The following is an 11,628-nucleotide window of genomic DNA, read 5'->3' as shown; positions in this document are numbered from 1 at the left end:
GTGCCGATGGGGGCGGTGGGCGGGTTGTTCGGGGCGCTGTTTGGCAGTGGCGGCTTTCTCTATGCGATCTATTTGAATAGTCGGCTGCCGAAAGACGCCGCGCGGGCCACGCAAAGTGCGCTGATCAGTTGCAGCACGGTGGTGCGTTTGAGCCTGTTTGCTATCGCCGGTGTGTATGCCGAGCTACCCTTGTTGATGCTGGCCTTGTGTTTGTTGCCGGCCATGGCGCTGGGGCTGTGGATCGGGCGGCGCTTGACCATGAAGTTGTCGCGCGAGGCGTTTGTGCGGTTGGTGACGTGGCTGGTGCTGGCGAGCGGGATTGCGTTGATCGGGCGCTACCTCAGCACTTGACCGGATTTCGTCAGGGATTAAGCTGCCGGCCTTTAGGGCCTCTTCGCGAGCAGGCTTGCATTCCATTGTGGGAGCGAGCCTGCTCGCGAAGGCGTCAGCAGCCACACCGCAGGACTCTCCATGAATTCGCAAAGCATCATCGTCCCGAAAATCTCCACCCTGCCGGTCCACGAACCCCGGGCCCGGGCGATCGTGCGCTGGCTGGTGCGCAAGAACATCATCAAGGAAGAGCTGAGCACTTGTGGCCGCACCGGCAACCGCATGGCTTACGCGATTGCCGACGGCGCGCGTGCTGTGGTCCTGCACCCGCAAGCGCTGCCGTTTGGTGAGCCAATCAACGGCCTGGAGATCGTTACCAAACGCTGCATCTACACCCCGGCCAAGGGCTTTCTCGAAGAGGCCGGTTGCGCCGAGTGCCGTCGTGAAGTTGGCGAAGCACTGTTCGAAAGCCTCGAAGAGTGGTTTCCGGGTCGCACCGACAACTTCACCTGCCCCGAATGCGGGCATGAAGACGATATCAACGGCTTTCTGTATTTGCAGGAGTGCGCGTTTTCCAACCTCGGTTTCATCTTCAACAACTGGCTGGAGGCGGGCTTCAAGCAAAGCTTTATCGATGAGTTTGCCGATTGGCTCGATCAACCTGTCTCTTGGGTCAAGGTGGAGCTGTAGGGCCGGGGATTTCCCGTACATCAGCAACATTGATATTAAGCTGAGTTTTACATTGAACAGCAGGGGGTGTCTGACTATAATGGCGCGCTTCCATTTTCCCGCTCGGGAGCCCCCGCGATGCTGCGTATCAGCCAAGAAGCTCTGACATTCGACGACATTCTCCTAGTGCCCGGTTATTCCGAGGTACTTCCTAACGAAGTCAGTCTCAAGACCCGCCTTACCCGTGGCATCGAGCTGAACATTCCTCTGGTTTCTGCCGCCATGGACACCGTTACTGAAGCCCGTCTGGCAATCGCCATGGCTCAGGAAGGTGGCATCGGCATTATCCACAAGAACATGACCATCGAGCAGCAAGCTGCCGAAGTGCGCAAGGTCAAGAAGTTCGAAGCCGGCGTCGTCAAGGATCCGATCACCATCGAGGCTGATGCCACGGTTCGTGACCTGTTCGAATTGACCCGCATGCACAACATTTCCGGCGTTCCGGTGCTGCACGATGGCGACCTGGTCGGCATCGTCACTTCCCGTGACGTGCGTTTCGAAAGCCGTCTGGAAGCCACCGTCCGTGAAGTGATGACGCCGAAAGAGCGTTTGGTCACGATCAAGGAAGGCGCGAGCAAGGACGAAGCACGCGAACTGCTGCACAAGCACCGCATCGAGCGTGTGCTGATCGTCGACGACAAATTCGCCCTCAAAGGCATGATGACCGTCAACGATATCGAAAAAGCCAAAGCCTACCCGCTGGCCAGCAAGGACGATCAAGGTCGTCTGCGCGTGGGCGCTGCGGTCGGTACCGGTAAAGACACCGGTGACCGCGTTGCCGCTCTGGTCAATGCTGGCGTGGACGTCGTGGTAGTCGATACCGCGCACGGTCACTCCAAAGGCGTGATCGACCGCGTTCGCTGGGTCAAAGAGAATTTCCCTGAAGTGCAGGTGATCGGCGGCAACATCGCCACCGGCGCCGCTGCCAAGGCTCTGGCCGAAGCAGGCGCTGACGCAGTCAAGGTCGGTATCGGCCCTGGCTCGATCTGCACCACCCGTATCGTCGCCGGTGTCGGCGTCCCGCAAATCAGTGCCATCGCCAACGTTGCTGCTGCCCTTGAAGGCACTGGCGTTCCGTTGATCGCCGACGGCGGCATCCGTTTCTCCGGTGACCTGTCCAAGGCCATCGTAGCCGGTGCTTCCTGCGTGATGATGGGCTCGATGTTCGCCGGTACTGAAGAAGCACCGGGCGAGATCGAACTGTTCCAGGGCCGTTCATACAAGGCGTATCGCGGCATGGGTTCGCTGGGCGCCATGTCCCAGGCTCAAGGTTCTTCCGACCGTTACTTCCAGGACTCCTCGGCAGGCGCCGAGAAACTCGTTCCGGAAGGCATCGAAGGCCGTGTTCCTTACAAAGGCACCCTGAGCGCGATCATTCACCAGTTGATGGGCGGTCTGCGTTCCTCGATGGGCTACACCGGTAGCGCCAACATCGAAGAAATGCGCACCAAGCCTGAGTTCGTGCGGATCACCGGCGCTGGCATGGCCGAATCCCACGTGCACGACGTGCAGATCACCAAAGAAGCGCCAAACTACCGCGTAGGTTGAGCCTTCAAGCAATAAAGTAAGCAACCGGGGCTGTTTGATTCAGCCCCGAGTTGTTTCTGAATCACGACTGTTTCTGAACGACTTAGACGAGACTGAATCATGGCCCTCGATATTCACGCTCACCGCATCCTGATCCTCGACTTCGGCTCGCAATACACCCAACTGATTGCCCGCCGCGTGCGCGAAATCGGTGTGTACTGCGAACTGCACCCGTTCGACATGGACGAAGATGCGATCCGCGAATTCGCTCCTAAAGGCGTCATCCTCGCCGGTGGCCCCGAGTCCGTGCACGTCGCCGACAGCCCGCGCTGCCCACAGGCAGTGTTCGATCTGGGCGTACCGGTTTTCGGTATCTGCTACGGCATGCAAACCATGGCCGAGCAACTGGGCGGCAAGGTTGAAGGTTCCGAACTGCGTGAGTTCGGTTACGCCCGCGTTGACGTGGTCGGCAAGAGCCGCCTGCTCGACGGCATCGAAGACCACATCGACGCCGACGGCCTGTTCGGCCTCGACGTCTGGATGAGCCACGGTGACAAGGTCACCAGGATGCCGCAAGACTTCCACATCCTCGCCAGCACCCCGAGCTGCCCGATCGCCGGTATGTTCAACGACGACCGTGGCTACTACGGCGTGCAGTTCCACCCGGAAGTGACCCACACCAAACAGGGCGGTCGCATCCTGTCGCGCTTCGTCCTCGACATCTGCGGCTGTGAAGCCCTGTGGACGCCGTCGAAGATCGCTGAAGACGCCATCGCCAACATCCGCGCACAGGTCGGCACCGACAACGTGCTGCTGGGTCTGTCCGGCGGCGTTGACTCCTCGGTCGTTGCTGCGCTGTTGCACAAGGCCATCGGCGACCAACTGACCTGCGTCTTCGTCGACAACGGCCTGCTGCGTCTGCACGAAGGCGAGCAAGTGATGGCCATGTTCGCCGAGAACATGGGCGTCAAAGTGATCCGCGCCAACGCTGAAGATCAGTTCCTCAACAACCTGGCCGGCGAAGCCGACCCAGAGAAGAAGCGCAAGATCATCGGTCGTACCTTCATCGACGTATTCGATGCCCAGTCGAACAAACTGGACAACATCAAGTACCTCGCGCAGGGCACCATCTACCCGGACGTGATCGAGTCGGCTGGCGCGAAAAGCGGCAAGGCTCACGTGATCAAGTCGCACCACAACGTGGGCGGCCTGCCGGAAGAGATGAACCTGAAACTGGTCGAGCCACTGCGCGAACTGTTCAAGGACGAAGTCCGTCGTCTAGGCCTGGAACTGGGCCTGCCGTACGACATGGTCTACCGTCACCCGTTCCCGGGCCCGGGCCTGGGCGTGCGCATCCTCGGTGAAGTGAAAAAGGAATACGCCGACCTGCTGCGTCGTGCGGACCACATCTTCATCGAAGAACTGCGTAAAGCCGACTGGTACCACAAGGTCAGCCAGGCCTTCGTCGTGTTCCAGCCAGTGAAATCGGTTGGCGTTGTTGGCGACGGTCGTCGTTACGCCTGGGTGGTTGCCCTGCGTGCCGTAGAAACCATCGACTTCATGACCGCACGTTGGGCGCACCTGCCTTACGAACTGCTGGAAACCGTTTCCGGTCGCATCATCAATGAAATCGAAGGCATCTCTCGCGTTACTTACGACGTGTCGAGCAAGCCGCCGGCGACGATTGAGTGGGAATGATCCTGCCGCGCGTCGAAGCTGGTATTGAGTGAACGAAAACCCCTGGCCCAGGCCAGGGGTTTTTCGTTTCAATCGCCGCTCGAATCCTTTCAGGTGGGTAAGCGACTTTGCAGTTTCAGGCCTATTTCTATCAGGCGCTGAGATAACGCTGCGATATCTGGAAACAATACGCCACTAATGCGCGGCATTGACTGAAGCCAGATATAAGCCTGGCCGTCCTGCGTCAGGTTCACCGGCGTTCGAACAATGCTGCCTGTACTGCCGCGCCGCACCAGCGTGTAACCGTTTTGCGATTTCTCAACGAGGTACATGCCATTGCGATGGAGCAGGCGTGCCTGCGCCGCCTCTGTCCAGATCACCGGCGGCGCGTCGATTTGCAGACGCAGGTCAGCGTAAAGGTAGTCGAACGAGTTGCGGGTCGATGCACCATTGTCGAAGGGCCCGCGAGCCACCTTGACTCCCGGGTCGATGCTGACTCCTGGCACTTCCGAAGGTGAGGATTCTTCGATACGCAAGCCGATACCGCCTCTGAGTTCGCTGATGCCTGGCAGATTTCTGAAATTATTGGTGTTCTGTGCATCGACCAAAGCTACCCATTTGCCCGGTCGATTGAGGAGTGCGTCGCCCCACATGATTCGGTTCATCTGCTGAGCGTTCATCATTTGCTCCTCAATCGAGGTGAGCGGCACTTTCATTTTGGAGATCGCCGCGCAACCAAGGCCTTGAACGCGTACGCCATTTGCCTGCGCGGTCTTGACCAGTTCGAGGATGTTGGACGTCTCGTCAGGATCGGTTCCGAGGCTGCCCAGATAAATCCGCAGATCCTCTGACATTTGCCCGGTCGTGTAGAAAGCGTTCAGGTCCATCTGGGCAAAATCGCTCAGCAGGTCCCCCACGTAGAGCGTCGTGATGTGTCGTGCAAATGCTGGCATGTTGCTGATCATGAATCGCATGCTGGTGATGCGATCGAGAGTTTCTCCCACTACCAGCCCCAGCGTTTTCTCGAAGACGCGATCAATGAGCTCATCGGTCGGCATCGTGTGACTGACTTCGGGTATTACCGGACGTGCAGGCAGATTGGTCCAGTCCAGCTCTGAGTAATGCTCTTTGGCTTCGTTCAGGAGTCGTGTGCGTTTTTGGCTGAAGAACAGCGTGAATTGTTCTTCGTCAGATGGATGGTCTGGGGAGATGTTCGCCATATCGGCAGAATCCTGTGGCAGGTTCATTGCCCACTTTTTCAGTTTGGCCACGTCCAGCTCTCCGATTTCACCGAGGGTGGTCACCAAACGTAGCGGACGGGCAGTGGATGGCACCGGTTCGACCAATGGCAGGCCTGGCGATGGGGTTGATGAGATGACCTGCGAGGTCAGTTCGATTTCTGACGCACATGGCGTGCCCACGCACTGCCCGCCGCCTCTGAGACGCAGCGCCGGCGTGCGCTCCCATTTGCCGGTTGCGCTGAAACGCACTGGCAATGAATACGCGAACTGGTTGGGGTGTTCCGGATCGACGATGGCCCAACTGCCACTGTTCCCGGAGGCGTCGAAGTACCGCACGTAGTACGCGTTGCCTTCGATCTCGATGGCATAGGGCTGAGCGTTGCCGAGTCGGTAAATGCCTTGAAACTTCCCGGACTTGGTCTCTACAGAAAAACGATCAAGCAATTCGTTGCACTGGTAGCGGGCAGGAATCTGTGGCGCGAGCGGACCGTGCAGCGTGGGGCGGGGTGATGTCTCGATGGGAATTGCGTTTGCCATCTCGTCAGTCTCCTCGTCAGTGGTCAGCAACGGCGCCTGATCCAGCGGTGGCAGAAATGGATCGTTGCCCGAGGTGAATTCGATCAGTCCGGCCATTTCTTCGGCTTCGGCAAACTCGACCTGCGGGCCCACCTCCAGATGCACGCCGGTACCGATCAGGAACGGAACGTTTAACAATGCTTCAATGCCGTTGAGCACCGCGCCAAGGGTGCCGGCCTTGCGCTCGACAGCCGTCCTGCCGTTGACCGCCAGATCGATGTTCAACCCCATATTGGCGATACCGGCGCCAATCACCGGCAGTGCCAGCGGCCATCCCACGGTTGCCATCGGGCCGAATACCCTGAGACCGGCACTGAGGTAACCCATCCAGAGTTTTTTGCGCAGATCGCTGTTGGAGGTCAGCGCCATGTCTGCTTCGGCAAACATGGCGCTGCGTGTCGAATCGCTTAACCAGGTGAACGCGTCACCGCTGATGGTGACGTTGCCGTGGTTGATCATCCGGTGATCGCTATGACCCCAGGTGCTGACCAGGCGAGTCATCAGGTCATTGAGTTTTTCGCCCATCCGGTTGCGGTCGGCCAGGGAGAAGCGGTTCATGAAGATCTTGCGCTTATCCTCCGTATTCATCTGTTCAAGCATCCACCAGTGCAGATCCGCTTGATCTTCCATCAGCCGAAAGGGTTGCACTTCGCCGGGTAAGTAAAGGGTTTGCCGACCATTGTCCTCAACGAAACGCAGCGCATGGGTGGCGACGTGCCCATCGAGATCCAGCGCGCGTACATGAGCGCCCACCGGGTGCGTGGCTTGTAGCATTTGCAGGGTGACAGGCCAGGTCACGGAGCCGATGACCGAATCGATTACGCGTTGAAAGTCTGTACCGTCAAGGTGGCCCTGTTGCAGCGCCTGTACTGCCAGGCTGAGAAAATTGCATTTGGCCAGTGTTCGGAAATGGTGCGAGGAGGTTTGCCAGTAAGTGGTCAGTCGCTGGGTGTAGCGGGTGCTGAAATCGATATTCCAGAACGCCTGCAGCACATCGCTGCCCAGCAGTCGAATTTCATTGTCCTGATTGAAGTTGTCGGCCTGCGGCCCGTCTGCGTAAAAGCCGCAGTACAGCCCCAGCAGATCGGCATTGTCCTGATCGGTGGCGCGAAAGCGCTGGATTACCAGTTGGGTGAGGGTCAACGATTCATAGGGCTTTTCCAGCAGATGTTCCCAGCCGGTGAAGGTCAGGTTGCTGCTCTGCGCGGCCCTGAATCGGTGGAAATAGACACGGTCCGGATCAAGGCCCGGCAGTCCTTTGTCGATCAGCAATTGAAGGGCGACCTCACGGGCCGCCTCCAGCAGGCTGGGGCAAGCCTGCACGAGTGATGTAGCGATTGCCCTGAGGCTGGCCTTGTCAGCTGCGTTCGGCAGCAGACGGCGTTCGGGAGCGTTCATGTACTTCTCCATCCATGGGGAAAACGAGAATCAAGCATGACCGAACGGCTCAAGAGCGATGCACTACATATGTATTGCCTGCTGCAAGGCCGACGGATGGCGTGATCCGGCTGAGCAACGGCTCCCGAGGGCAGGGCAGCGGCTGTCTCGGGCCACGCTGTCAGTCCGGAAGACGGCTTTGTAATGTCAGGCCCATTTCGACCAATCGGTTAGACATTTGCTCGATGCTGGCGAACGGGACATCGTTCACTTGCGGCCATGACGGGCGGTGCAACGAAACGCTTCCATCCGCCAGTTGACTCACGCGCGTTCGCACCAGCATGCCTTGTTTGCTGCGGTGCACCACGGTGTAGGTGTCGGCGATTTTTCTGAGCATGAACATGCCACGCCTGTGCAACAGATTCTCTAACGTCTCCTCAGTCCAGTTCACCGGTTCGGCCGGTACGCGGAGACGCAGGTCAGCGCGCAGCACATCGTTATTGCCTTGTGATGCCGAGCCGTTTGGAAATGATCCACGACGCACTTCGATACCCGGATCAGCCTCGATGTCCATGATCGCTTCCATCCCGACTTCCTCGATGCGCAACCCGATCCCACCCTTTATTTCGCTGATACCGGCAAGGCCTCTGAGCGTATTGGTGTTTTGCGCACTGATCAGCACGATCCATTTCTGGGGGCTGTTGAGGTAGGTGTCTCCCGTCATGATGTCGCTCGCCAGATAAGTACCGATCATCTGCTCGTCATAGGGCGATAGCGGGGACTTCATCTTGTAGCTCGCGGCGCAGTCAATCCCCTGGATACGAACACCGTTTTGCCTGGCAACCTTGACCAGTTCCAATGCATTGAAGCGCCCCGCCGGATCTGTGCCCAGGCCGGTCAGGTAGGTTTGCAGGTCCGTCGACAGGGTTCCGGAGGTGAAGTAGCGATTCAATTCCACTTGAGCGAAGTCACTGAGGATTCCGCGCATGTAGAGGGTTTTTGCGTGCCTGGCCAGAGCAGGCATGTTTTCAATCATGAAGCGCATGCTGGCGATGCGATCCAGGGTTTCGCCCACCACCAGCCCCGAGGCTGATTCAAAGATGCGATCCAACAGGCCGGGAATGTCCAGCGGTGCCGTGATTTCTGGCGTTGGCGGTCGCGCAGGCGAGGTAATCCATGGAAGATTGCTGAAGAATTTTCTGGCGGCGGTCTGCAACAGTTTGCGCTTGCTCACCGCGTATAGCTCAAAGGGGTCGGCCATGCTGAACGCGCCGGAGGCATCGGGCAGCAGCTGGGCATGGGTTTCGTTCAGGTTCAGCGCCCAGCCTTTTATCGAACGGCGCACCGTCGGCTCGATATCGTAGGCAGAGGGCACGATGCGGATCGGGCGAACGACTGTCGCGACTGATTCGAACTCCGGTGCGACAGCCACTTCGGGCGCTGGGGGGGCAAAGGTGTCGAGCGCGATATCCGGGGCACACGCCTTGCCCATGCACTGGCCGCCGCCCGAAAGGCCCAGCGATCGCATACGCTCCCACAGACCTTCGGCATTCAGGCGAATCGGTAATGAATGAACAAGCTGATTGGGTCGCTCTGGGTCAACGATTGCCCAATAGCCACCCCCACGCGAGTCGGTGAAATATTTGACGTAGTAAGGATTTTCATCCAGCAGGACGGCGTAGGGAGGATCAGCATCAAGTCGAAAAATACCTTCGAACTGTCCAGGTTCGCTTTCCGCTTGCCAACCGTCGAGCAGTTCATTGCACAGGTATTTGTGCGGAACTTGTGGCGGTGGCGCGCTGGCTGCCGGAATCAGTCTGGGGGGATCAGGTTCAGAGACGAAGGCGTCGGTGGTATCCGGAACCATGATTTGCTGCGTATCGACAGACGGCTCCGGTTCCACGACCGACGCTGAGTCGATCAGCTCCGCCATTTCCGTTGCCTCGGCCGCTTCGACCTGTACGCCTGTCTCGAGCATTGCACCGGTGCCTTTGAGGAACGGGAGATTGAACAGCGTTTCAATCCCGCTCGCCACGGCGCCAAGCACCCCGGCCTTGCGTTCGCTGGCGGTTTTGCCGTTGACCGCCTGATCGATGTTCAAGCCCATGCTGGCAATGCCGGCGCCAATCACCGGCAGCGCAACAGGCCAGCCGACAGCGGCCATCGGGCCGAACACCTTGAGGCCGGCGCTCAAATAGCCGATCCACAGTTTTTTACGCAGATCGCCGTTGGACGTCAGCGACAGGCTGGCTTCGGCGAACATTGCGTTGCGGGTGGTGTCACGTAATCCACTGAACGCATCACCACTGATCGCCAGGTTGTGCTGATTGATCAGATGATGATCGGCGTGGCCCCAGGTGCTCACCAGCCGGTTCATCAGATCGGTGATGTTCTCGGTCATTTGCTGACGTTCGGCGAGTGGAAAGTGACTGAAGAAATGCTGCCGCCGAGTATCTTGATTCATCTGTTCGAGCACCCACCAGTGCATGTCCGCCGGCGTTTGCCTGACGACGAATGCCAACTCTTCACCGGGCATATAGATGATCTGCCGGCCAGTGGGAGCGACGACGCGCAGGAGATTGGTGGCGACATGTCCACTGATATCGAAAGCGCGCACGTCACCGTCCACGGTGTGGCTCGATTGCATCATTGCCAGGGTCACCGGCCAGGTGACAGGCCCGATCAGCGCGCCGACGATGCACTGGAAATCACTGTCGTTCAGTTGCTTGAGTTCAAGTGCCTGCACCGCACGGCTGAGAAAGTTGCATTTGGCCAGCGTGCGAAAATCATTGCCGTGGGTGTTCCAGAAGGCCGTCAGCTGGTTGTGGTACCGCGTACTGAAGTCGATGTCCCAGAAGGCGTCGAGTACCTCGTTGCCGTGCAGGCGACATTCATTGCGGTGATCGAAATCTTCGGTGTCGGGGCCGTCGGTATAGAAACCGGCATAGAGATCCAGCAGGTCAGCGTTGTCCTGATCGGTGGCCCGAAAGCGATGAATCACCAGTTGTGTGAGGGTTATCGATTCGTAGGGCTTTTCGCGGATGTGCTCCCAGCCGGTAAACGAGCGGGTGCTGCTTTGCGCAGATTTGAATCGATGGAAATAGACCCGGTCCGGATCGATCCCCTTCAGGTGCTTACGCTCCAGCAACTCGCGGGCGACTTGATGCGCCTCGTCGTGAAGGCCTGGGCACATTTGAACGACTGTCGCAGCCATGGCTTTGAGAGAGGCTTTGTCTGCTGCATTCGGCAGAGGGCGCTGTTCGGGCGATGTCATGCTTTCTCCATCCTTGAGAAATGAACGCCGAGCATGGCTCAATCGCTCAAGGGGAGTGCACTACCTATGTACCGCACATTGCCGTTCGAAATGTGCGGGGGTCAGCGCCGGGCCACGTCGGAGAAGTAGAACTTGTCCAGGGTGTGCCGTGACTCGGTGTATTCGAATTGCCGGCCGTCCTGCAGGAACGTCTGGTTGCTGACCACGATCACGTGGCTCTGGCCATCGAGATCCAGATGCAACTGGTCGTCCTTGCTGCGTGGCTGCGCTTCGATGGTGCGCTGGGCGTAAGCGATCTGCAGCTGCAGGGTCTGTTCGATATAGGCGTAGATCGATTGCTCGGCGATATCGAGCGACAGGCCGGGAATAACCTCGGTGACAAAATGATTGATGTCGAGGATGACCCGTTTGCCGTCAATCCGCCGTACACGTTTGACCCGGGTTATCAGGCTGCCGGGCTCGGCCTTGATGTGCTCGAGCAGACTGCCTTCGAGCGCGAACTGAGTCAGCTCGACGACGTCGGTGCTGACGTCGTTCCCCAGCCGCGGATAGGTTTCCTGAAAACTGACAATGCCACCGAGTTGAAACTCGATCGGGTTGGTCGACAGGACGAACGTACCTTTGCCATGCACCTTCTGCGCGAAACCGCGTTCCTGCAGCAGCTCGATCGCCTTGCGGACGGTGCCGCGGCTGGCCTGATAGCTGTCCATCAGTTCGGTTTCGGAGGGCAGTCGCGCGCCGCGTTCCAGGCGTTCGGTGGTAATGCTGGCCAGCAGATCGCTATAGATCTGGTTGTATTTACTCATGGAGGTGCTCGCTGCCGGCTGAACTCAAAGCTTCGAACCTTAAGGGCAGGGTAGGGCTTTGTCCATTCAGGGATTGGAATCGCCTGAAGGT

At 58.6% G+C, this 11,628-nt stretch carries 7 protein-coding genes; 4 read left to right on the top strand and 3 right to left on the bottom strand.

Annotation, left to right across the window (positions count from 1 at the left end; all coding sequences use genetic code 11):
- From GTU76_RS29460 to guaA, 4 genes are all read left to right on the top strand, one after another.
- Positions 1 to 351: TSUP family transporter (locus GTU76_RS29460; RefSeq protein ID WP_180700230.1), on the top strand; the 351-nt coding region annotated here is incomplete at its 5' end.
- Positions 352 to 471: 120 nt separating this feature from the next.
- Positions 472 to 1,020, top strand: coding sequence for a sugar ABC transporter ATPase (locus GTU76_RS29455; protein ID WP_016984359.1), 549 nt, complete (start codon positions 472 to 474; stop codon positions 1,018 to 1,020).
- Between the two features lie 117 nt (positions 1,021 to 1,137).
- The gene (guaB, locus tag GTU76_RS29450; RefSeq protein WP_007916845.1) at positions 1,138 to 2,607 is read left to right on the top strand and encodes an IMP dehydrogenase; all 1,470 of its coding nucleotides are present in this window, start codon (positions 1,138 to 1,140) and stop codon (positions 2,605 to 2,607) included.
- A 99-nt stretch (positions 2,608 to 2,706) separates the two neighbouring features.
- The gene (guaA, locus tag GTU76_RS29445) at positions 2,707 to 4,284 is read left to right on the top strand and encodes a glutamine-hydrolyzing GMP synthase (protein WP_016984358.1); all 1,578 of its coding nucleotides are present in this window, start codon (positions 2,707 to 2,709) and stop codon (positions 4,282 to 4,284) included.
- 89 nt (positions 4,285 to 4,373) lie between these two features.
- Here guaA and GTU76_RS29440 read toward each other — a convergent pair whose 3' ends face one another.
- The 3 genes from GTU76_RS29440 to treR form a co-directional block, all read right to left on the bottom strand.
- A complete protein-coding gene (locus tag GTU76_RS29440; protein WP_180700229.1) occupies positions 4,374 to 7,478 on the bottom strand; it encodes a membrane-targeted effector domain-containing toxin in 3,105 nt (1,034 codons plus the stop codon).
- 160 nt (positions 7,479 to 7,638) lie between these two features.
- On the bottom strand, positions 7,639 to 10,650 hold the full coding sequence (locus GTU76_RS29435) for a membrane-targeted effector domain-containing toxin (RefSeq protein WP_343057677.1): 3,012 nt from the start codon (positions 10,648 to 10,650) through the stop codon (positions 7,639 to 7,641).
- 182 nt (positions 10,651 to 10,832) lie between these two features.
- Complete coding sequence (treR, locus tag GTU76_RS29430) at positions 10,833 to 11,537, bottom strand: trehalose operon repressor (protein WP_102900326.1); 705 nt, start codon at positions 11,535 to 11,537, stop codon at positions 10,833 to 10,835.
- Positions 11,538 to 11,628: the final 91 nt, after the last annotated feature.

Origin of the sequence: Pseudomonas crudilactis, assembly GCF_013433315.1 — a bacterium.
Lineage (GTDB): Bacteria > Pseudomonadota > Gammaproteobacteria > Pseudomonadales > Pseudomonadaceae > Aquipseudomonas > Aquipseudomonas crudilactis.
The sequence above is the reverse complement of the archived record's forward strand: the minus strand, read 5'-3'. Positions and strand labels throughout refer to the sequence as shown.

What these genes read in the sequence shown, in the direction of transcription:
- GTU76_RS29440 (WP_180700229.1), bottom strand. Translation starts at nt 7,478, where the DNA reads ATGAACGCTCCCGAACGCCGTCTGCTGCCGAACGCAGCTGACAAGGCC.
- treR (WP_102900326.1), bottom strand. Translation starts at nt 11,537, where the DNA reads ATGAGTAAATACAACCAGATCTATAGCGATCTGCTGGCCAGCATTACC.
- guaB (WP_007916845.1), top strand. Translation starts at nt 1,138, where the DNA reads ATGCTGCGTATCAGCCAAGAAGCTCTGACATTCGACGACATTCTCCTA.
- guaA (WP_016984358.1), top strand. Translation starts at nt 2,707, where the DNA reads ATGGCCCTCGATATTCACGCTCACCGCATCCTGATCCTCGACTTCGGC.
- GTU76_RS29455 (WP_016984359.1), top strand. Translation starts at nt 472, where the DNA reads ATGAATTCGCAAAGCATCATCGTCCCGAAAATCTCCACCCTGCCGGTC.
- GTU76_RS29435 (WP_343057677.1), bottom strand. Translation starts at nt 10,650, where the DNA reads ATGTGCCCAGGCCTTCACGACGAGGCGCATCAAGTCGCCCGCGAGTTG.